We start from the raw sequence: 21,178 nt of genomic DNA, 5'->3' as shown, positions 1-21,178 counted from the left end.
GTTTACCACCTCATCGTCGTCGCTTTCGTCACGTCCACGTCTCCGAAGTTGCGGTAGAGGACGAGGATGATGCCGATGCCGACGGCGACCTCGGCGGCGGCCAGCGCCAGCGTGAACAGGCTGAACGTCTGGCCGGTGAGGTTGCCGTGGAACTTCGAGAACGCGACGAGGTTGATGTTCGCCGCGTTCAGCAGGAGCTCGACGCTCATCAGGAACAACAGCGCGTTCCGTCGGGTCAGGATGCCGAACACGCCGATGCAGAAGACGGCGGCCGACAGCAGGAGGTAGTACTGAATCGGAACCATCAGTGCTCACCCTCCTGCGTGTCGGTCGGTTCACCGCCGTCCGCGACGGCGACCTGGCCTTCGTCTTCGACCGCATCCGAGCGCAGCGCCGACGTGATGGTGCCGCCCTCGTCGCGGCGCGCGAGCATGACCGCGCCCACGAGCGCGGCGACGAGCACCACGTCGATGATCTCGAACGCCACCAGGAAGCCTTCGCTCGCCACGGCGTTCTGTGCGCCGATGTTGAACATCGCGTAGCCGATGCTGGCCGTAATCTCGGCGCCGTTCGGGAAGCCCGCCGCCTCGCCGAACTCCGCGCCGACGAAGACGTACGCGAGCACGCCGAACAGCGCGACCGCGGCCAGTCCCGGCCACTTGCGACCTCTGTCGTCGACCTCGGGCGGGATACTTTCGTCTCGCCGGTCTCTATCGTCGTCGTAGTTACTCATAACTCGGTCACCTCCTCTGCCTCTGTCTGTGCCTGGCGCGTCAGCATCACGGCGAACGTGATGAGGATGAGAACCCCGCCGACGTAGACGAGGATCTGCATCGCCGCGAGGAACTCCGCCTCCAGCATCACGTAGTGGACCGCGACGGAGAGTAAGGCGGCACCCAGCAGTAATGCCGAGTGCCACACGTCCTTCGCCAGGACGACGCCCAGACTGCTCGCTATCGTGATGAGAGCAAACAGCCCGAACGCGAGCATCTCGTATACCATTTCAGTCACCTTGGGGTTTCGTGTAATCGCCCTTTGAACATTTCGAGACGGGCGCAACTCGATTATTGGTAGTCTACCTCGCCTTCGCCTTCGCCGATCCACGCCCCGCGGTCGGGCTCCCGCGATTCGAGCGGGTCGATGTCCTTGTACCACGGCACGTTCTTCAGCTGTTCTTTGTTGTAGACGAGGTCGTCTTTCGTGTCGCCCGTGAACTCGAAGTTCTGCGTGAGCAGAATCGCGTCGACGGGACAGACCTCCTCGCACAGTCGACAGTATATGCACTGTCCGATGTGGAGGTTGTACTGCTCGCCGTTGCGCTGCTCGTCTTGCACGATCTGGATCGTGTCGTTCGGGCAGACGTTCTCGCACTGGCGACACCAGATGCAGCGCTCCTGGCTGAACTTGTGGACCCCGCGGAACCGGGGGCTGACTTCGGGCGCGACGTCCGGATATTCGACCGTGAACGTCGAGCCGTCCAGTGCGTGCTTCAGCGTCGTTGCCATCGATTTGAGGACTCCGATCATTAGAGCATCACCCCGACGATGACGGCCGTCAGGACCAGGTTAGCGAAGCTCAGCACGAGCATGCCCTTCCAGCCGACTTCGATCAGTTGGTCGATACGCATCCGGGGCACGGCCGACCGCGCCCACTGGGTGAACAGGAAGACGGCCCAGATCTTGATGACGAACCAGACGAAGTTCAGCGACTCCGGCAGGAACGGACCCGAAGGGCCGCCGAGGAACAGCAGCGCGATGATGGCGCCGCCCAGGAAGATGTGCAGGAACTCGCCGAGGTAGAACAGCACGAAGTACACCGACGAGTACTCCGTCTGGTACCCCGCGACGATTTCGGTCGGCGCCTCGGGGATGTCGAACGGGTTCCGACCGATCTCCGCGAGGTTCGCCACCACGAACAGCACGAACGCGAACGGGTTCACGAACGCGAACCACGACGGAATCGCGATGCCCGCGACGGTGAACAGCGTCTGCTGCTGGGCCGCGACGATCTGGCTGGTCTGGAGGCTGTCGGTGAACAGCACGACCGACGCCGCCGTCACGACCAGCGGAATCTCGTAGGCGATGTTCTGCGCGATAGCGCGCAGACCGCCCATCAGCGAGTACTTGTTGTTCGACGCGTAGCCGCCCATCGTGAGTCCGAGCGTCGCGATGGACGCGACCGCGAAGATGTACACCAGTCCCGACTCGGGGTCGGCCAACTGGAGGTTGACACCGAAGAGGTGTCCCATCGGGATGACCGCGAAGCCCAGCAGCGCCGACCCGGCCATCACGATCGGCGCGAGGTCGAACGCCGGACGGTCCGCGCCGTCCGGAATGATGAGTTCCTTGCTGAGCAGTCGGACCGCGTCGGCCACGATGATGAGCAGGCCGGCGGGACCGACGCGGTTGACCGCGATGCGGTCGGTGAACGCGGCGGTGATCTTCCGCTTGGCCCACGGGCCGGCGACGCCGGTCATCGCCAGCATGATGTTGCCGACGATGAACGCCGCGATGAACGCCGCGATCATCTCCTGCCAGACGGCCATCTCGGCGCCGAACAGCCACCGACCGATGGTTTCGGGGAGCATGGGTTCGGACTGGCCGCCCTGCTGGAGCAGAATCCAATCGGAGTTCATCGGTCCACCTCCCCGAGAATCACGTCGAGGCTGCCGAGGGTGGCGACGAGGTCGGGCACGTACTCGCCCTTGCTCATCCGGTTGAGCGCCGAGAGGTTACAGAAGCACGGGCTCCGGATCTTGAACCGCGCGGGCTTGTCGGTGCCGTCGCTTCGGATGTAGATGCCGAGTTCGCCCTTCGCGCCTTCGACGGCGCGGTAGACCTCGGTGTCGGGGTCGGGCTTGAGCGTCCGGGGCACGTTGGCCTGGATGTTGCGCTCGTCCTCGGGCCAGTCTTCGAGCAGGTCGACGCACTGGCTGATGATCTTCGCCGACTCCTCGACCTCGCGCATCCGGACGAGCAGGCGGGCGTAGTTGTCCTTGCCGTCCTCGGTGACGACGTCCCAGTCGAGTTCGTCGTAGTAGCCGTAGGGGTCGTCGCGGCGCAGGTCGTAGTCGATGCCCGACGCGCGGGCGACCGGCCCGGTACAGCCGTACTGCCGAGCCGTCTCGGGTTCGAGGACGCCCGTGCCGATGGTGCGCTTCTGGAAGATCTCGTTGCCCGTGATGAGGTCGTGGTACTCCTCCAGGACCTCCGGCAGGTCGTCGAGGAAGTCCCGAATCTTCTCGAAGAACTCCTCGCGGGGTTCGGGCAGGTCCCAGACCACGCCGCCGAGTCGGAAGTAGTTGAACATCATCCGCTGGCCGGTGAGGTCCTCGAGGATGTTCTGGACGATCTCGCGGTCCCGCATCGCGTACATGAAGATCGCCGTGAAGTCCCCGTAGATGTCCAGACAGAACGTCCCGAGCGCGAGCATGTGCGCGGCGATGCGACACAGCTCCGCGCCCATCGTCCGGATGATCTGGGCGTACTCGGGCACCTCGATGTCGTTCAGGTCCTCGGCCACCCGCGCGTACGCCCACTCGTTGAGCAGTCCCGCCGACGAGTAGTCCCATCGGTCGGGGTACGGCATGATCTGGTGGCGGTAGGTGCCCTGCTGGGCCATCTGCTCCTCGCAACGGTGGAGGTAGCCGATGTCGGGTTCGACGTCCGCGACCTGCTCGCCGTCCAGCGTCGTCTTCAGGTGGAGCACGCCGTGGGTCGCCGGGTGGTGCGGTCCGATGTTCAGGAACATCGTGTCGGACTCGCTGCCCTTCGTGCTCTCGGCGAGGGGGTTGACGTGCTCTTGGAGCGTGACGATCTGGGGTTTATCCTGGTCGTAGTCCGACGACAGGGGATGGCCCTGCCACGTCTCCGGCAGCAGGATGCGCCGCAGGTCGGGGTGGCCGTCGTACTCGACGCCCACCAGGTCGTAGGCCTCCCGCTCCTGCCAGTTGGCCGTCTTGTAGACCTCGGCCGCCGACTCGCTCACCGGGTTCTCCGGGTCGGTCGGCACGACCACGCTGACCTCCTGGGTCCGGTCGTCGAACTTCGTCAGGTGGTAGATGGTTTCGTAGCGGTCCTCGTAGTCCTGGGCGGTGACCATCGAGAGGTGGTCGAAGCCCGCATCGTCGCGGAGGATTCGCAGCGTGGCGGCCACCTCATCCGGCCGAATCACGAACCCCTCGGCGTTGAGGTGGCTCTCGCGCCGGATGACGTGGTCGCCGAGCAGGTCCTCGATGGCGTCGTAGTCGACGCCCGCGACCTGCATCTCCCCGGTGTGTTCTTCCTGGGAACTCATGGCGAATCAGCCCAGTTGTAGCGCATGACGAGGGTGTCCTCGTCGATTTCGTCGGCGAACTTCTCGACGAGTTCGTCGCGTTCGAGGTCACCGAACTGTTCGAGTTCGTAGGGCTTGACCGTCACCGGACTCGACTCCCCGTTCGCGATGCGCTCCTGCAGTTTGACGACGCCGTAGACGAGCGCCTCGGGCCGCGGCGGGCAACCGGGGACGTGGATGTCGATGGGGATGACCTCCTCGGCGCCCTTGATGACGTTGTAGCCCTCCTGGAACGGGCCGCCCGAGATGGCGCACGAACCCATGTTGACGACGAACTTGGGTTCGGGCATCTGGTCGTAGACCCGCTTCATCCGCGGGGCGAACTTCGAGACGATAGTCCCGGGCACGATCATCACGTCCGCCTGCCGGGGCGACGCCCGGGGGACGCCCGACCCGAAGCGGTCGAGGTCGTGCTTAACCGCGTAAGTGTGCATCATCTCGATGCTGCAGCACGCGATACCGAACTGCAGCATGAACATCGACGAGCCCCGCACCCAGTTCATGAACTTGTCGAACTTCGTGAGGATGAACGGCGAGGAGCCGAACGCCTCTCGAAGCTTCGAGTTGAACCGGTTGTCGACGCCCTCCATCCGCGCCTCGCGCGTCTTGGTCTGCGGTGCTGTACTCCCGTGAATTGCGTCCCGTGGTTCGTTGCTCATTGTCGTTCCACGCTCCGTTGAGTGGGGTTCTTGACCCACCGAACTGCGCCGTTACGCCACGCCCAACCGAGGCCGACGACGAGGACGGCGATGAACACCAGCATCGGGCCGAGCGCCTTGACGAGTCCGACGCCTTCCATCGAGACCGCTCGTTGGTAGATGACCGTCCAAGGGAAGATGAGGACGGTCTCGATGTCGAAGACGACGAACAGCAGCGCGACCATGTAGTACTGGATGTTGAACCGAATCCGGGTGCCGCCCGTCGGGACCTCGCCGCTCTCGTACACGGCGGTTTTTCCTTTCTCGGGCACAGTGGGCCGGAGGAGACTGGAGACCGCCATCATTCCCAGCGGTATCAGCAGCCCCACCAGCGCCAGCGCCCCAATGGCTATCCATGGATTCATACCGGTATTCTCCTAGCACCTCGAACTTGTGAGCCGACCCCTATAAGCGTTGATTCTTGCGATTCAGCCGGAATATACCGTCTCGACCGCCTCTCGGGGGTTTGACGGTTTCTGTCGGGTAACGGTCCCTTTCGGTTGACACCCGCCGACGCGCCGGGAGCGAAGCGACTCTCGGGGCGACACCGGTATCGCCAATCTCACAGTAATCGACAGTACCGAAAAACGGCTCGAAAATCCGCCGCGAGGCCCGGACGCGTAAAGGTCGACCTACCGGTTCTCGCGGAACCGCTCGGTCCCCTGTTCGTGGAGTCGGCGAGAGACGTCGGCGACGCCGGCCTGGAGTTCGTCGTGGTAGTCGACCAGTCGCTCCCGGAGGTCGTCGTGCTCGCGCGCGAGCACCTGGACCGCGGACAGCGCCGCGTTGAACGACTTGCCGGCGTCGACCGCGACGATGGGCGCGCCGGTGGGCATCCCGATGACCGACGACACCGACTTCTCCTGGACCGGCACGCCGACCACCGGCAGGGGGTACGCCAGCGAGGCGGTCATGTTCGGCAGGTCGGCCGACTTGCCGCCGGCGCCCGCGATTATCACGTCGAGGCCGCGGGCCTCCGCGGTTTCGGCGTAGGCGTACATCAGTCCGGGCGTCCGGTGGGCCGAGACGACGTACGTTTCGAAGGTGTAGCGCGCCTCGGGCGGGTCATCGTAGTCGGTGACCTCTTCGAAACCCAGTTCGGTCAGCGCGTCGTGGGCGCCCGACATCACGTCGAGGTCCGAGTCGCTCCCCATCACGATGCCGACTTCGGGGGTGCTCTCGGGGTTTCTGTCGCGCTCGGCCTCCGCGCGCAGGTCGTCGATGAGTCGTTGGAGTTCGCTCATGGTCGTGGTTCCTCGCTCGCTTCGTCGTCCGAGACGAAGGTCACGTCGTCGCGCAGTTCGCGCGCCTCGGCCAGCAGTCGTTCGACGTCGGCGTCGCGGTCGCCGACCAGCGTGAAGTGGCCCATCTTCCGCAGGGGCCGGACCTCGTGCTTCCCGTACCAGTGGAGGCTCGCGCCCGGCGTCGCCAGCACCGACTCGACGCCCGCGGGGAGGTCGGTCGGTCGGCTCTCCTCGACGTCCCCTAGGACGTTCGCCGACACCGTCGGACTCCGGAGGTCGGTCGCGCCGAGCGGTCGGCCGGTCACCGCGCGGGCGTGCTGTTCGAACTGTGAGGTCAGCGCGCCCTCGATTGTGTAGTGGCCGGAGTTGTGCGGGCGCGGGGCGACCTCGTTGACCAGAATCTCGCCCTCGTCCGTCTCGAACAGTTCGATACCGAATACGCCGCGACCCGACAGTACGTTGAGCACGTCCGCGGCGACCTTGCGGGCGCGTTCGGCCACGTCCTCGTCGGTGCGGGCGGGGACCACGGTTTCGCGGAGAATCTCCTCGCGGTGGACGTTCTCGCCGAGCGGGAACGTCGCCGTCTCGTCGACGCCGCGCACGCCGATTACGGACACCTCGCGCTCGAACTCCACGAACTGCTCGGCGACCGCGGGTCCGTCGAGTTCGTCGAGCAGGTCGAGGTCTGCCGGACCTTCGACCGGGGCGTTCCCCCGGCCGTCGTAGCCGCCCTTGCGGGCCTTCAGCATCACCGGGTAGCCGTACGCCTCGACCGCGGCTTCGAGGTCGGCGCGGTCGTCGACCGGCCGGAAATCGGGGACCGGAATCCCCGCCTCCGCCAGTCGGCGGTTCTGGACCAGTTTGTCCTGGATGGTCCGGAGCGTCGCCGGGTCGGGGTGGACCGGCACGTCGTACTCCGCCTCGACGGTCTCCAGCAGGTCGGGGTCGGCCAGTTCGATTTCGTAGGTCAGGTAGTCGGCGCGCTCCGCCAGTTCCCGGACCGCTTCTTCGTCGTCGAAGTCGCCGACGATCTGGTCGCGGGCGACCGGCGAGGCCGGGCACTCGGGCGTCGGGTCGAGGACGACCAGTTCGACGCCGAGCGGCGCGGCCGCCTCGGCGAGCATCCGACCGAGCTGTCCGCCACCGACGACGCTGAGAGTCTCTGCGTCGCTCATCTGTCCCGAGATTGTGAACGCACCTGCATAAAATTTGCCAACCCGTTCTCCAGATGCACACGTTCGTGGTCAAAAGTCGCGGGCGGGCGCCTCACTCCACTCGTCCGCGAACACCTCACCCGTCCGACGCCGCTCGGGGCGCGCCGGGCGGCAGAGCGTCTTCCCGGACGTAGAACACCGTCTCGCTCCCCCAGAGGGTGAGTTCGTGTTCGTACGCGACGTAGCCCGAGAGTCGTTTCTCGACGAGGTGACTGTCGCTCGCCCGGGCGACGACGACCGGCGGGACGTCCCCGCCGTCGAGGCGCGAGGGGTCGTCGGTGCTGTCGACGCTCGCACCGGCCTTCTCGGTGTACCACGGTATCGGCAGTCGCTTGTACCACCCGCCGCCCGCCGCCCAGTCGTCGTTCTCGGACTCGTCCTGTACGTAGAAGTCCGACCCGTAGTAGAGCACGTCGACGCCGTCGTTGTGCCGGGCGACGTATCCGACCGTTTGGAGCGTCGGCCGGATGCCGTCGGCGGGTTGGCCGTACTGGACGAGGTCGTTCTCGTTCGTCTGGCCGCCGTCGAGGTAGTGGTCCTGGGGGTGGACGTACGTGACGTCGGCCGCGGTAGCGACGACCTGCCCGGCGACGAGCAACACGAGCAGAATCGAGAGCGCCGCGCTCACCCCGTCGCCGTCGGCGACCGCCTCCGCACCCCAGCGCGCGAGGACGGCCAGGCCCACCGCCGCCGGAATCGCCAGCGGGACGACGGCGTGAATCGCCGCCCACGGCGCGGAGATGTCGGTGATGAGCGGATAGCCGAAGACGCTCACGAACCCCCAGTAGAAACAGAAGGCGACGAGGTCCCGCGGGCGTTCGCCCCGGTAGCGGTCGACGAGGAAGCCGACCGCCGAGAACAGCGACACCGCGGCCGCGCCCTCCCAGAGGAAGGTCGCGTAGTCCTTCAGGAAGGGGAGGTAGGTGTGGTCCTGCTTCCCGCCGGCCCACGTCCCGTAGAACTCCTTCCAGGCGCCCACGGTGGCCGCGCCGACCACGTCCGGCAACATCCCCGGGTTCGCGAACGCCTTCCAGAGGCCGATTCCCGAACTGCTCCCCGCGCGCGGCGCGTAGAAGAACACCACGACGGCGAAGAAGACGACGAGCGCGAGGGCGAGGTGGCCGAACCACCGGTATCGCCCGCGGGCCGTCCGGATTCCGTTTCCGACGACCCGCCGCCGTTCGTCCCACCCGGCCGCCATGACGAGTCGCGCGTCGAACAGCAGGTAGGCCGCGCCGGCCCAGGTCAGCACGTAGACCAGGACGTTCTCCTTCGTGGTGAACGCCACTGCGACCGCGAGGACGCCCGCGTAGAAGTAGCGCGGCTTGCGGGTGTCGGCCAACCTGACGAAGAAACCGAGCGCGAACACCATCAGCGCCGCCAACAGTGCGTCGTTGCGCATGAACCGCGAGTAGTAGAGCAGGACGGGGTTGAGCGCGAACAGTAGCGCGAGCGCGACCATCTCGGTCCGCCGGAGGCGCTCGCGGAACAGCCACGCCGACAGCGGAAGCAGGCCGGTTATCACCGCGACCGGCATCCGAGCGAGGAAGTCGCTCGCGCCGAACCACTGGAAGAGGTACTTGTTCACGTGGTAGAGGAACGGGCCGTGGATGATGGCGTGGTACTGCCAGTCGCCGGTTTCGGCGTACCGGAGAATCCAGTAGCCGACTCGGGCCTCGTCCCAGTGGAAGACCCGCGTCCCGAGTCCGTACAGCCGCAGCGATAGCGACACCAGCGTCACCGCGACCAGCACCGCCGCCGTCCGCGTTCCGATTACCCGGCCGAGAGCGGTGGCCGACCTGCGGGCCCGGCCGAACCCGCTCGCGGGCGTGTCGTCCGTACTCATCGTTTTCGGGAAAGCATTCGAGGGGATACAAGTGTACCGGAGAGGCGGTTCGCTTCGGATGCTCCCGAGCGTCGGCTCCGTTCGGTCGTGGACGCCCATCCACGACCGCTCCCGGACGTCGGTTCCCCGCGCTCTCCGGGCGGTTCGCGAGGCCAAATTTTCCGGAGAACGGTAGTTCTTTTACCCGCGCTGGCTACCGTTCGGACATGGTTACTCTCGGGCTCGTCGTCTCGCGGTTCAACCGCGAGGTGACCGAGCGGATGGAATCACACGCCCGCGAAGCCGCCGCCGAGCACGGCGCCGAGATCGCAGAGACGGTCCACGTGCCGGGGGCCTACGACACGCCGCTGGCCGCCGACCGCCTCGCCCGGCGCGACGACATCGAGGCGGTCGCGGTCGTCGGCACCATCGTGACCGGCGACACCGACCACGACCGGGTCATCGGCGACGCCGCCGCCCAGGGGCTGACCGACGTGAGCCTCGACCGCGACACCCCGGTCGCGCTCGGCATCACGGGGCCCGGGATGTCAGGCGCCGAAGCGCGCGAGCGCGAGTCGAAGGGCGCCGACGCGGTGAAGAGTGCCATAGACCTCGCGGAGGGACTCCCAGCATGACCATGAAGTTCAGCGACAGAATCCAGCGCGTCGAACCGAGCGCCACGCTCGCCATCAGCAACCTCGCATCCGAACTCGAAGCCGAGGGCGCGGACGTTGTCGACCTGAGCGTCGGCGAACCCGACTTCCCCACGCCCGAGAACGTCGTCGAGGCCGGCAAGGCGGCGATGGACGCGGGCCACACCGGCTACACCCCCTCGAACGGCATCCCGGAGCTCAGGGAGGCCATCGCCGAGAAACTGGCCGACGACGGCCTCAACTACTCGTCCGACGAGATAATCGTCACGCCCGGCGCGAAGCAGTCGCTCTACGAGGCCGTCCAGACGCTCGTCGACGACGGCGACGAGGTCGTCCTGCTGGACCCCGCGTGGGTTTCCTACGAGGCGATGGTGAAACTCGCGGGTGGAACGCTGAACCGCGTCGACCTCTCGCCCCACGACTTCCAACTCGAACCCGCACTCGACGCTCTCGGCGAGGCGATTTCGGACGACACCGAACTGCTCGTCGTCAATACCCCGAGCAACCCCACCGGCGCGGTCTACTCCGACGCCGCGCTCGAAGGCGTCCGGGACCTCGCGGTCGAACACGACGTGACGGTCATCAGCGACGAGATTTACGCCGAAATCACCTACGACGGCGCGGAGACGACCAGCCTGGGGACGCTCGACGACATGGCAGAGCGCACCGTCACGGTCAACGGCTTCTCGAAGGCCTACTCGATGACCGGGTGGCGACTCGGCTACTTCGCTGCCCCCGAGGAGCTGATTTCGCAGGCCGGAAAGCTCCACTCTCATTCGGTTTCCTGCGCGACCAACTTCGTCCAGCACGCGGGCGTCGAGGCCCTGCGCAACACCGACGAGGCGGTCACCGAGATGGTCGAGGCGTTCGCCGAGCGCCGCGAGTACCTGCTCGGGCGACTCGACGAGGAGGGCGTCGTCGCCCCCGAACCCGACGGCGCGTTCTACCTCATGATGGAGGTCGACGAGGACGACCAGCGGTGGTGCGAGCAGGCGCTCGAAGAGGCCCACGTCGCGACCGTGCCGGGCAGCGCCTTCGGCGCGCCCGGCTACGCCCGCGTCTCCTACGCCAACAGCCTCGAGCGCATCGGCGAGGCCATCGAGCGACTGACCGACGCCGAACTGCTGTAACTCCACCTTTTTTCTTCGTCGGGTCGCTGATTCGCCTTCGGCGAATCAGCGACCGCTCTCTGCTCGCGGCTCCGCCGCTCGCACGGTGCTCGAAAAAATCTGGACCAAAAAAGGACACGCGCCCCAGCCGAGACGCGACGCGTCTCGGCTAGGGCGCATCTCGAGACTGCTGGTGCGCTCGCTCACTTCGTTCGCTCGCTGCAACCGCCGGCGTCGTTACTCCAAGCTCAGGCCCGGATGCCAGCGGTCGACGCCCGCTTCGGCTTTCACCTCGTCCATCTGCGCGAGCAGTTTCACCGCGAGGCTCGCCGTCTCGGCGGCCCGGTTCTCGCCCTCGGTGAGGAACTCGCCGGTTTCGCGGTTGGCGAACACCGAGCAGACCGCGCCGGCCCGCAGGCCGTAGATGTTCGCCAGCGTCAGGATGGCGCTGGCCTCCATCTCGATGTTCTTGACGTTCGCGGCCTTGAGTCCCTCGACGAGTTCGTCGCTCCCGAGCGCTTCGAAGCCCTCGAAACCGGGGCGACCCTGCCCGGCGTAGAAGCTGTCGGCGCTCATCGTGATGCCGGTGTGGTAGTCGTAGCCGAGTCGCTCGGCGGCCGCGACGAGCGCCGAAACCACCTCGAAGTCGGCCACCGCGGGGTAATCCTCGCGGACGTAGGCGTCGCTGGTTCCCTCCTGGCGGACCCCGCCGGTGGTGATGACGAGGTCGCCGACGTCCATCCCGGGCTGGATGGCGCCGCAGGACCCCACGCGGATGAACGTCTCGGCGCCGACCCGGGCGAGTTCCTCGACCGCGATGGCCGCCGAGGGACTGCCGATGCCCGTCGAGGTGACGCTGATCGGCGTCCCCTCGTAGTCGCCGGTGACGGTCCGGTACTCGCGGTGGGCGCCCATCTCCTCGGCGGAGTCCCAGAACTGGGTGATCTTCTCGATGCGCTCGGGGTTGCCGGGGAGGAGCACCGCGTCGGCCACGTCGCCCTCGCCCACCTCGATGTGGTACTGGACCTCGTCGTTGGGGTCCTCGCTGTCGCCGGTCATGCAGGAGAGTGGTACGGCCATCACTTAAAAAGGTTCGACGCGCCGGCGAACGTACCGGCGCGTCGAATCGAGAGGGTTTTCGGTCCGCCGCGTCCACCGACGGACGTGACGCGTTTTCGAGACGCCGGGCTGTTCGCGTTCCTCGCGCTCGCGTGGGGTGGGTCGTTCGTCGCCGTCGAGGCGGGACTTCAGTCGTTGCCGCCGGTCTTCTTCGCGGCGGCCCGATTCGACCTCGGTGCGCTGCTGCTGGTCGCGTACGCGGTCGCGACCCGCGAGCGGTGGTTCCCGCGCACGCGCGACGACGTGTTCGCGGTGGCGGTCGTCGGCGCGTTCGTCGTCGCGGGCAACAACGCCTTGCTCTTCCTGGGCCAGCAGAACACCACGGCGGGCGTGGCGGCGGTCCTCTACAGCCTGAACCCCGTGCTCACGACCGGGTTCGCCCGGGGTCTGCTCCCCGACGAGCGTCTCTCCGCGGTCGGCGTCGTCGGCCTGCTGGTCGGTCTGGCCGGCGTCGCGCTCGTCGTCCGGCCCGACCCCGCGAACCTCACGTCCGGCGCCGTCGGCAAACTGCTGGTCGTCGCCTCCGCCAGCAGCGTCGCGCTCGGAAGCGTCCTCCTCCGACGGACCGACCCCGACGCCGACAGCGTGACCACGACGGGGTGGGCGATGTTGGTGGGCGCGCTCGTCATGCACGCACTCAGCATCGCCCGCGGGGAGTCGCTCCCCACGAGACTCGACCCGGCCGCGGTCGTCCCGCTGGTCTACCTCGCGGTGGTCGCGACGGCCGCGGCCTACGCGGTCTACTTCGGCCTGCTGGAGCGCCACGGCCCCGTCGAGATCAACCTCGTCTCCTACGTCGTACCGATCGTGGCGGCGCTCGCGGGGTGGGCGCTGCTGGAGGAGTCGCTCGCGTCGGCGACCATCGTCGGCTTCGCGGTCATCCTCGTCGGATTCGCGCTGGTGAAACGCGGGGCGCTGGCCGACGTCGTCGGGGGACACTCGGCCTGATGGCGAACGAGGACCGCGACGGCAAGGGGAAACTCTACTACGAGCAGTACCTCGCCGAGCGACCGTACCACGGCCGGTACCGAATCGTCGCCGTCACCGGACGCGGCGAGACGGTCGACTCCGTGACGGTCGAGTTCAACTGCTTCGCAGGCGTCTCGGAGGAGTAGCCTCGCGCGGACGAACCGACTTCGACTACTCCAGCATCTCCTCGGTGATGGTGTTCGGGAGGAGTTCGCCGAGGGTGTACTCGGAGACGTCGTCGCCGCCCTCCGCCGTCTCGCCCTCGTCGCAGTACACCGGCAAGTCGTCGTCGCAGAACTCCGCGAGCGTCTGGCGGCACATCCCGCAGGGGGTCACGCCGTCCTGGCGCTCGGAACTCACCGCGATGGCCTCGAACTCCCGGTGGCCCTCCTTGACGGCCTCGGCGATGGCGACTTCCTCGGCGTGAAGGCTGTTGCTGTAGTTCGCGTTCTCGATGTTACAGCCGACGTAGACCGCACCGTCGGCGGTTTTCAGGGCGGCACCCACGGGGTAGTCCGAGTAGGGGACGTGGGCCCGCGCTCTGACCTCGCGTGCGGCTTCGAGGAGTTCGTTCGCGTCCATTGGTGTGCGAGAGTTGGACGGAGGAGGGAAATACTTCGGGATTCCGCGCCTGTGGACTCGAGAAGTGGGACGTGATTTTAGGATCAGTCGGGAGTGACGGGATGGGACGGTGCAGTGACAACTGGCTATTCCAACGAATCGGAGCTAGCTACTCCCGATGCAAATGAGTAACCGCAGGCCACAGTCTCCCCAGCCGATTCGCTCGTTCGCTACGCTCACTCGCTCATCCACCGTCGGAGCTTCGCTCCGACGAGCCTGCACTCGCTTTGCTCGTGCAGACCTCGCGCATGAGGGCGCGGCACAGGGCCGCGCCAGCGCGCGCCGGGACCAAAGATCGGTGTCACGCATCTCGGCTTACCGACCGGCGCGCGCTGGGCGCGAGTTCATCTCGCGCCCTTCTCGTGCGAGGGACGACTGAGTGCCCGAAGGGCGCGAAGGAGTCGGTTGGGGAGGATGTGGCTGTCGCGGTGCGGTTGCGGTGCAGTCTCATTTGTGTCGTGCGAGTGGCGGTCTGCGCTAGGGTCGTTACGTTATACCAGTTCGAATACCCTCACTCTCGTCAATTTCCCGAGAAGAGTCGCGTTCGAGAAGCTGAAACCGTGGTACAGCGCCACACCAATATTCCAAAGAACAGACGAAACGTACTCACCCCCGAACCCAAAACCCCGATCCAAAAACGACCCGAGAATCACTCCTCGCCCGACTCGTAGTGTTCGCCCGCGGCCGACGGAATCCGGGTCCGACCGACCAGCGCGAGCACCACGATGACGGTCACGTAGGGGATGATGCCGATGAGTTCGCTCGGGATGTTGTAGCCGATCTGCTGGAGGCGAATCTGGAGCGCGTCGAGGCTCGCGAAGAGGAACGACGCGCCGAACGCGCCCAGCGGGTTGTAGTTGCCGAACAGGTAGGCGGTGATGCCGATCCAACCCCGGCCGTTTATCATCGTGGTTCCGCCGCCGATGAACTGGCCGACCCGGCCGAGCGCCAGGCCAGCGCCGCCGATGCCCGAGAACAGCCCCGAAATGAGGACGCCCGAGTACCGGACCTTCCGGACGTCGACGCCCACGGTGTCGAGGGCCTTCGGGTTCTCGCCGCTGGACTCGATCCACCGACCGTACGCGGTGCGGTTGAGCACGTACCACGAGGCGACCACCGACGCCAGCAGCATGTACACCGGCGGGTTGGCGTCGAAGAGGACGCTACCGACGACCGGAATCTCCGAGAGGAGCGGAATCGTCCAGTTGTTCAGCGTGCTGACCGGCGGGCTGTTGACCTGGCCCCAGATGACCTTACTGGCGAACGGCGCGAGGCCGAGCGCGATGAGCCACACCGCCAGCCCCGCGATGATCTGGTCGGCCTTGAACTCGATGCAGACGACCGCGAACAGGAGCGCGAACAGGACGCTCGCCAGCACGGCCACGCCGAAGCCGAGCCAGAGCTGGAGTTGGGTCGGGTCACCCCCGCCGATGGTCGCCGCCACCGCGACCGAGGTGAACGCCGAGATGATGAGCAGTCCTTCGAGGCCGATGTTGATGACGCCGCTCTTCTCGGCGAAGATACCCCCGAGCGCCGCGAACGCGATGGGGACGGTGAGCCGCAGCACCGAACTGACGTAGCTGGTGTCGACGATGCGGACGATTTCGGCGACCGGACTCGCCGGGAAGAACGCCTCGACGGCGGCCAGCGCCGCCACCACGAGCAACGTGATGCCGGTCAGGATGCGCCGCTTCCGGGAGTAGTCGGCGTAGCTCATCGGTCGTCACCTCCCGCGGAATCGCCGGCGGTGTCGTCCGCTTCGGCCGCTGTCCCGTCCTCGGGCGTCTCACCGCCGTCGGTTGCGGCGACCGCGCGGTCGTCCTCGCCGGCGCCCATCCGCGCGCCGATCATCCGGAAGAACTCCGGCATGGCGACGAACAGGATGACCAGTCCGCGCAGGACGCCGACCAACTGCTTCGGCACCGCGAGTTCGAACTCGATGGCGAGGCTCCCGCTCTTGAGCGCGCCGAACAGTAGCGCGGCCGGGAGCACGCCCAGCGGGTTGTTGCCTGCCAGGATGGAGACGGTGATACCGTCGAAGCCCAGCGAGGGGATGCCGGTCCGCCACCGCGAGGCGACCATCAGGACGTACACCGCGCCGCCGATACCGCCGATGGCCCCCGACAGCGTCATGCTGGAGACGGTCATCCGGTCGGCGTCGACGCCGCCGTACTCTGCGGCCTCCGGTTGGACGCCGCTGGTGCGGAGTTCGTAGCCGAACGTCGTCCCGTTGAGCAACCAGTAGATGAACGCCGCGAGCGCGAGGCCGCCGAGCAGCGCGTACGTCGAGAACACCGTCGAGTCGAAGAAGACCGGACCGAGTTCGGCGTACAGCGGAATCGCGCGGGTCTGGACGGTCTGGCTCCCGGGGTCCTTGAACACCTCCGAGACGAGCGTGAACGCGACCCCCGTGGCGACGAAGTTGAGCATGATGGTCGTGATGACCTCGTTGGCGTCGGCGTACGCCTTCAGCGCGCCGGGAATCGCACCCCAGAAGCCGCCGACGACCGCGCCGGCCACCAGGCCGAGCGGAATCAGCACGAGCGCGCCGACCGTCCCCGAAGGGACGACCGGCGCGGCCCAGAGTACGGTGAGCGCGGTCGCTAGCGCGCCCAGCACGAGTTGACCCTGAGTTCCGATGTTGAACATCCCCGCGCGGAACGCCACGGCGACTGCGAGGCCGGTGAACACGAGCAGGGTGGTTTCCTTCAGCGTAATCGCCTGGTTGAACGACGACCCGAACGCGCCGTCGAACAGCGTGAGGTACACCGCGACCGGGTCGTAGCAGAACGACCCGACGCCCGACGCCGAGAAGAACGGCGAGTCGCAGGTCGCGACCCACCCCGAGACGAGGATGACGACCGCGCCGACGACGACCGCCGCGACCAGCGCCGCGAGGCTGATGAGCAGTCGTTCGCCCGCCGAGGCGTCGACCAGGCGGCCGAGCGCGCGGTCGGCCCGGCCCTGCCACGACTCGTCGTCGCGGTCGGGGCTTCCCTCCGGGTCGGGACCTGGGTCTTCGCGGCCGGGACCCGACCCGGTCCGGTCGGAACTCGCGTCGTCTCGGTCGGGGTCGCCGTCGCCGCTCATGGCTCGCCCTCCACGGGGTCGGCGAGGCTGGGCGCGCTCTCGGGATGCTCGCCGGCCATCAACAGCCCCAGTTCCTCTTCGGTCACGCGGTCGGGGTCGACCACGTCCATGATTTCGCCCTCGTACATCACCGCGAGGCGGTCCGAGAGTTGCTGGACCTCGTCGAGTTTCGAGGAAACCAACAGCACCGTCTTGCCCGCCGCCCGGAGGTCGAGCAGGCGCTCGTGGATGAACTCGATGCTCCCCACGTCGACGCCCCGTGTCGGGTGGGACGCCACCACGACCTCGGGGTCGCGCGCGAACTCCCGGCCGACGATGAACTTCTGCTGGTTACCGCCGGACAGCGACTCGGCCTCGACGTCGGCGTTCGGCGGTCGCACGTCGTACTCCTCGATGATGGATTCGGCGTGGTCGCGGCTCTCGCGCCAGTCGATGCGGCCGCTCGAAGCGTACGGGCGGCGGTGCTGGCTGCCGAGCAGGCCGTTCTCCACGAGGTCGAACTCCATCACCAGCCCGCGCTCCTGGCGGTCCTCCGGGACGTAGGCCATTCCGGCGTCGATGCGCTCGCGCCGCGAGAGGCCGGTGACGTCCCGGCCGCCCATCGAGACGCTCCCCTCGTCGGGCGTCGTGAGTCCGGTGACGGCCTCGATCAGTTCGGACTGGCCGTTGCCGTCGACGCCCGCGATGCCGAACACCTCGCCCTCGCGGGCCGTGACGTCGACGCCGCCGACCTGTTCGACGCCCCGGTCGTCGGTGACCCGCAATCCCGAGACGGACAGGCCGACATCGCCGGGTTCGGCGGGGTCCTTGTCGGCCTCCAGCAGCACCTCGCGGCCCACCATCAGCTCCGCCAGTTCCTCTCGGGTGGTCGCGTCGGCGTCGACGGTGCCGACGTTCTTCCCGTCGCGCAGGACCGTGATGTCGTCGGCCGCCTCCATCGCCTCGCCGAGTTTGTGCGTGATGAAGATGATGGTCTTGTCCTCGGCGGCGAGTTCGTCGAACACCTCGAAGAGGTCCTCGACCTCCTGGGGCGTGAGGACCGCGGTCGGTTCGTCGAGGATGAGCACGTCGGCACCGCCGTACAGCGCCTTCAGAATCTCGACGCGCTGCTGGACGCCGACGCTCACGTCCTCTATCTTCGCGGTCGGGTCGACGTCGAAGCCGTAGCGCTCGCTGAGTTCCCGCACGTCGCGGCGGGCGCGCTCGCGGTCCATCGCGAGGCCGCCCCACTTGCGGGGTTCGTGGCCGAGGACGATGTTCTCGGCGGTCGTCAGGGTGTCGACCAGCATGAAGTGCTGGTGGATCATCCCGACGCCCGCGTCGATGGCGTCGCGCGGCGTGTCGAACGCCCGCGGTTCCCCGTGGACGTGCACGGTCCCCCCTTCGGGCTGATAGAGCCCGTAGAGGACGTTCATCAGCGTCGTCTTACCGGCCCCGTTCTCGCCGAGCAGGGCGTGGACGGACCCCTCCTCGACCACGAGGTCCACCTCGTCGTTGGCGACGACGCCGGGGAACCGCTTTGTGATTCCCTCCAGATGGACGGCTACGCTCATTACTGTCGGTGTTCAGGGTCGTCCGGCTTAAACGCGCGGATTTCCCGAAGGACGTTCAGGTGACCCACACGTTCTCGCCGGCCGTATCGCCGGTTGCGCTTTTTCGCGCGCCGGCCCCGTCCGCCACCCGGCTCCGTCGACCTCCCCAGTCGACCGCTCCCGTCGACCGCTTCCGATCGCCGGACGGACCGCCCTCCGTCCGGCGAGTGTCGTCAGTTCGTCGTGGTCGTCGCTCCCTGGCCGACCTGACTCGGTTTGGTCGGCACCGTAATCTCGCCGTTGACGATCTTCCGTTGGGACTGCTGGAGCGCCGACTTGACCTGCTGGGGAATCGCCGAACCCAACTGGGAGCCGTACACCGCCTCGACGCCGTTCTGTCCGAGTCCGAGTCGGTTGACCGTCCCGCCCTGGAAGTTGCCGTTCGTGACCCGGCGGATGGACCGGAAGACCGCCCGGTCGACGTGTTTGACCATGCTCGCGAGGATGATGTCGCTGTACTCCGGCAGGCTCCGGCTCTGGTCTGCGTCGACGCCGATGGCGTAGCGGCCGTTCTGCTGGGCCGCCTTGAACACACCGTTGCCGGTGCCGCCCGCCGCGTGGTAGATGACGTCGGCGCCGTTGTTGTACATCGAGTTGGCGATGGACTGGCCCTGCGCCGGGTCGCTGAACGAACCGGCGTACGCCGAGAGGACGTTCACGTCCGGGTTCGCGTGTTTCACCCCGGCCATGTACCCCGCCTGGAACTTCTTGATGAGCGGCACCTCCTGTCCGCCGACGAACCCGACCGTCGTCTGGTCGTTGGTCTTGCCCGCGCCCGCGTTGAAATTCATCGTCGTCAGCAGGCCGGCGAGGTGGCCGACCTGGAACGACCCTTGGTGTTCCTTGAACGCGTAGCTGGCGACGTTCGGCTGTTCGACGACGGTGTCGACCACCATGAACTTCTGGTCGCGGAACCGTTGGGCGTTGCGCTGTAACCCCTCGGCCTGGACGAAGCCGATGCAGCAGACGAGGTCGTAGTTCGGGTTCTGCGACGCGGCGAACCGCCGCTGCAGCGTGGCGACTTCGCTCGGATTGCCGGGTTCGGCGTTCTGGAACTCCACGTTGAACTGCTTCGCCGCTTTCTGGACCCCGGCGTGAGCCATGTCGTTGAACGAGTTGTCGCCCAACCCGCCCGTCGCGTACACCATCCCGACGTACGTCGTGTCGTTCTGCAGGAACCCGGCCGACCCGACCGCGGCGGCCCCGGCGATACCCCCCAAAAACTGTCGTCGCGTGTTTCTCCCCCGCATCACCAGTAGTGTCAGCATCGTTCGTGATTAATGCGACGCTTCGTTCCCGGCGTCGGCGGGGCGAAACCGACGAAGCCGAGAGAGACGTGACAGCGACGACGAGAAAGTCCGAGCGTGACGGAAAGGAGAAAACGGAGCGGTCGTGACGAAAACGAAGGAAAGCAGAAGGAAGTCGACGAAGAGGGGAGCGGAAGGGCGAACGCGGCGTCAGACCTTACCCGGCTTCTTCGGGACCGAGATGTCGCCGGCGACGACCTTCTTGCGCGACTTCTGGAGTTTCGACTTGACGTCCTCGGGAATCTTCGAGCCGAGTTGCTGGCCGTAGACGGCCGCGACGCCCTTCTCCTTCAGACCGAGCGTCTGGGTGGTGCCGCCCTTGAAGCTCCCGTTCTGGACGTTCTGAGCCGAACGGTAGACCGCCTCGTCGACGCGCTTGACCATGCTCGCGAGGATGACGTTGCTGTACTTCGGCAGCGTCTTCGACTGGTCGGCGTCGACGCCGATAGCGAACCGGCCCTTGCTCTGGGCCGCCTTGAAGACGCCCGTGCCGGTGCCGCCCGCCGCGTGGTAGACGATGTCGGCGCCGTTGCTGATCATCGAGTTGGTAATGGACTGGCCCTGCGCGGGGTCGTTCCACGCGCCGGCGTACGCCGAGAGCACCTTGATGTCGGAGTTGGCGTGCTTGACGCCGGCCTTGTACCCGGCCTCGAACTTCTGGATGAGCGGCGTCTCCTTCCCGCCGACGAAGCCGACGGTGAGGTCGCCGTTGGTCTTGCCCTTGCCGGCGCTGAAGTCCATGTCGGTCAGCAGACCGGCGAGGTGGCCGACCTGGAACGACCCCTGGTGCTCCTTGAACCGGTAGCTGGCGACGTTCGGCTGGTCGACCGACTCGTCGACGATGGTGAACTTCTGGTCGGAGAACCGCTGGGCGTTGCGGGCGAGCGGGTCAGCCTGGACGAAGCCGATGCAGCAGATGAGGTCGTAGTTGGGGTTCGAGGACTGGGCCAGTTTCCGCTGGAGGGTGCCGACCTCGGTCGGGTTGCCCGGTTCGGTGTTCCTGAACGAGAGGCCGAACTCGGACTTCGCCTGCTTGATGCCCTTGTGGGCCATGTCGTTGAACGAGTTGTCGCCCAGTCCGCCCGTCGCGTACACCATCCCGACGTCGAGGGAGTCGCCCGACTGGGTCGTCTTGCCACCCTCGGTGGTTCCCGCGTCGCCGCCTTCGGTGGTTCCGTCGCCACCGTCGGTCGTGGTGCCCTGACCGCCGTCGCCGTTACCGCCGCCGAGACAACCGGCCAGTCCGGCCGCGAACGCACCCGCTCCGCCGACTTTTATCATCTGACGCCTTCGTTTGTCGATGTTCGACATCTTACCCTAACGAGTCGGGCAACTCGGCATAAAAGCGTCGCTTCGGTTGGAGAACCGTGAAAAATACCGGACGCGAGCCGGGAACCCCGTC

22 protein-coding genes are annotated in these 21,178 nt (G+C 66.8%); 4 read left to right on the top strand and 18 right to left on the bottom strand.

Annotated elements, in window-relative coordinates:
- Positions 1 to 2: 2 nt before the first annotated feature.
- From nuoK to NGM07_RS19400, 11 genes are all read right to left on the bottom strand, one after another.
- Entirely contained in the window at positions 3 to 305 is a 303-nt protein-coding gene (gene nuoK, locus NGM07_RS19450; protein ID WP_253514723.1) for an NADH-quinone oxidoreductase subunit NuoK, read from the bottom strand.
- The gene (locus NGM07_RS19445) at positions 305 to 733 is read right to left on the bottom strand and encodes an NADH-quinone oxidoreductase subunit J family protein (protein ID WP_253514722.1); all 429 of its coding nucleotides are present in this window, start codon (positions 731 to 733) and stop codon (positions 305 to 307) included. The genes nuoK and NGM07_RS19445 overlap by 1 nt, the downstream gene beginning before the upstream one ends.
- Positions 730 to 1,002, bottom strand: coding sequence for an NADH-quinone oxidoreductase subunit J (locus NGM07_RS19440; RefSeq protein WP_253520253.1), 273 nt, complete (start codon positions 1,000 to 1,002; stop codon positions 730 to 732). The genes NGM07_RS19445 and NGM07_RS19440 overlap by 4 nt, the downstream gene beginning before the upstream one ends.
- Before the next feature lie 62 nt (positions 1,003 to 1,064).
- Positions 1,065 to 1,526 carry a NuoI/complex I 23 kDa subunit family protein gene (locus tag NGM07_RS19435; RefSeq protein ID WP_158057413.1) on the bottom strand — a complete coding sequence of 154 codons (462 nt, stop codon included), beginning with the start codon at positions 1,524 to 1,526 and terminating at the stop codon, positions 1,065 to 1,067.
- Complete coding sequence (locus NGM07_RS19430) at positions 1,526 to 2,587, bottom strand: complex I subunit 1/NuoH family protein (RefSeq protein WP_382193877.1); 1,062 nt, start codon at positions 2,585 to 2,587, stop codon at positions 1,526 to 1,528. The genes NGM07_RS19435 and NGM07_RS19430 overlap by 1 nt, the downstream gene beginning before the upstream one ends.
- Before the next feature lie 44 nt (positions 2,588 to 2,631).
- Complete coding sequence (locus NGM07_RS19425; protein WP_253514720.1) at positions 2,632 to 4,296, bottom strand: NADH-quinone oxidoreductase subunit D; 1,665 nt, start codon at positions 4,294 to 4,296, stop codon at positions 2,632 to 2,634.
- The gene (locus NGM07_RS19420; protein WP_253514718.1) at positions 4,293 to 4,994 is read right to left on the bottom strand and encodes an NADH-quinone oxidoreductase subunit B; all 702 of its coding nucleotides are present in this window, start codon (positions 4,992 to 4,994) and stop codon (positions 4,293 to 4,295) included. Before NGM07_RS19420 ends, NGM07_RS19425 begins: the two co-directional genes overlap by 4 nt.
- Positions 4,991 to 5,398, bottom strand: coding sequence for an NADH-quinone oxidoreductase subunit A (locus NGM07_RS19415; protein ID WP_253514716.1), 408 nt, complete (start codon positions 5,396 to 5,398; stop codon positions 4,991 to 4,993). The genes NGM07_RS19420 and NGM07_RS19415 overlap by 4 nt, the downstream gene beginning before the upstream one ends.
- Positions 5,399 to 5,665: 267 nt before the next feature.
- Entirely contained in the window at positions 5,666 to 6,277 is a 612-nt protein-coding gene (purE, locus tag NGM07_RS19410; RefSeq protein WP_253514714.1) for a 5-(carboxyamino)imidazole ribonucleotide mutase, read from the bottom strand.
- Positions 6,274 to 7,452, bottom strand: a complete 1,179-nt coding sequence (locus NGM07_RS19405; RefSeq protein WP_253514707.1) for a 5-(carboxyamino)imidazole ribonucleotide synthase — start codon at positions 7,450 to 7,452, stop codon at positions 6,274 to 6,276. Before NGM07_RS19405 ends, purE begins: the two co-directional genes overlap by 4 nt.
- Before the next feature lie 115 nt (positions 7,453 to 7,567).
- The gene (locus NGM07_RS19400; RefSeq protein ID WP_253514705.1) at positions 7,568 to 9,337 is read right to left on the bottom strand and encodes a flippase activity-associated protein Agl23; all 1,770 of its coding nucleotides are present in this window, start codon (positions 9,335 to 9,337) and stop codon (positions 7,568 to 7,570) included.
- Positions 9,338 to 9,543: 206 nt separating this feature from the next.
- Between NGM07_RS19400 and ribH the strand changes: the two genes are divergently transcribed.
- Together ribH and NGM07_RS19390 are read left to right on the top strand one after the other, a co-directional pair.
- Positions 9,544 to 9,951 carry a 6,7-dimethyl-8-ribityllumazine synthase gene (gene ribH / locus NGM07_RS19395; protein WP_253514703.1) on the top strand — a complete coding sequence of 136 codons (408 nt, stop codon included), beginning with the start codon at positions 9,544 to 9,546 and terminating at the stop codon, positions 9,949 to 9,951.
- Entirely contained in the window at positions 9,948 to 11,099 is a 1,152-nt protein-coding gene (locus tag NGM07_RS19390) for a pyridoxal phosphate-dependent aminotransferase (protein WP_253514701.1), read from the top strand. The genes ribH and NGM07_RS19390 overlap by 4 nt, the downstream gene beginning before the upstream one ends.
- Before the next feature lie 216 nt (positions 11,100 to 11,315).
- Here NGM07_RS19390 and NGM07_RS19385 read toward each other — a convergent pair whose 3' ends face one another.
- Positions 11,316 to 12,137 carry a nucleoside phosphorylase gene (locus tag NGM07_RS19385; protein WP_253514700.1) on the bottom strand — a complete coding sequence of 274 codons (822 nt, stop codon included), beginning with the start codon at positions 12,135 to 12,137 and terminating at the stop codon, positions 11,316 to 11,318.
- A 105-nt stretch (positions 12,138 to 12,242) separates the two neighbouring features.
- On the opposite strand from NGM07_RS19385, the gene NGM07_RS19380 reads away from it, so the two are divergent.
- Both NGM07_RS19380 and NGM07_RS19375 read left to right on the top strand, forming a co-directional pair.
- Entirely contained in the window at positions 12,243 to 13,145 is a 903-nt protein-coding gene (locus NGM07_RS19380) for a DMT family transporter (RefSeq protein ID WP_253514698.1), read from the top strand.
- Positions 13,145 to 13,312 carry a 5-formyltetrahydrofolate cyclo-ligase family protein gene (locus tag NGM07_RS19375; protein ID WP_253514690.1) on the top strand — a complete coding sequence of 56 codons (168 nt, stop codon included), beginning with the start codon at positions 13,145 to 13,147 and terminating at the stop codon, positions 13,310 to 13,312. Before NGM07_RS19380 ends, NGM07_RS19375 begins: the two co-directional genes overlap by 1 nt.
- A 25-nt stretch (positions 13,313 to 13,337) precedes the next feature.
- Here NGM07_RS19375 and cdd read toward each other — a convergent pair whose 3' ends face one another.
- The 6 genes from cdd to NGM07_RS19345 form a co-directional block, all read right to left on the bottom strand.
- Positions 13,338 to 13,748, bottom strand: a complete 411-nt coding sequence (gene cdd, locus NGM07_RS19370; protein WP_253514682.1) for a cytidine deaminase — start codon at positions 13,746 to 13,748, stop codon at positions 13,338 to 13,340.
- Between the two features lie 688 nt (positions 13,749 to 14,436).
- Positions 14,437 to 15,504 carry an ABC transporter permease gene (locus tag NGM07_RS19365; RefSeq protein WP_253514668.1) on the bottom strand — a complete coding sequence of 356 codons (1,068 nt, stop codon included), beginning with the start codon at positions 15,502 to 15,504 and terminating at the stop codon, positions 14,437 to 14,439.
- The gene (locus NGM07_RS19360; protein ID WP_253514667.1) at positions 15,501 to 16,877 is read right to left on the bottom strand and encodes an ABC transporter permease; all 1,377 of its coding nucleotides are present in this window, start codon (positions 16,875 to 16,877) and stop codon (positions 15,501 to 15,503) included. The genes NGM07_RS19365 and NGM07_RS19360 overlap by 4 nt, the downstream gene beginning before the upstream one ends.
- Positions 16,874 to 18,430, bottom strand: a complete 1,557-nt coding sequence (locus NGM07_RS19355) for an ABC transporter ATP-binding protein (RefSeq protein ID WP_253514665.1) — start codon at positions 18,428 to 18,430, stop codon at positions 16,874 to 16,876. The genes NGM07_RS19360 and NGM07_RS19355 overlap by 4 nt, the downstream gene beginning before the upstream one ends.
- 212 nt (positions 18,431 to 18,642) lie before the next feature.
- Positions 18,643 to 19,689 carry a BMP family lipoprotein gene (locus NGM07_RS19350; protein ID WP_382193842.1) on the bottom strand — a complete coding sequence of 349 codons (1,047 nt, stop codon included), beginning with the start codon at positions 19,687 to 19,689 and terminating at the stop codon, positions 18,643 to 18,645.
- Between the two features lie 237 nt (positions 19,690 to 19,926).
- Positions 19,927 to 21,057, bottom strand: a complete 1,131-nt coding sequence (locus NGM07_RS19345) for a BMP family lipoprotein (protein WP_253514662.1) — start codon at positions 21,055 to 21,057, stop codon at positions 19,927 to 19,929.
- Between the last annotated feature and the right edge of the window lie 121 nt (positions 21,058 to 21,178).

It is taken from the genome of Halorussus vallis, from assembly GCF_024138165.1.
Lineage (GTDB): Archaea > Halobacteriota > Halobacteria > Halobacteriales > Haladaptataceae > Halorussus > Halorussus vallis.
The sequence above is the reverse complement of the archived record's forward strand: the minus strand, read 5'-3'. Positions and strand labels throughout refer to the sequence as shown.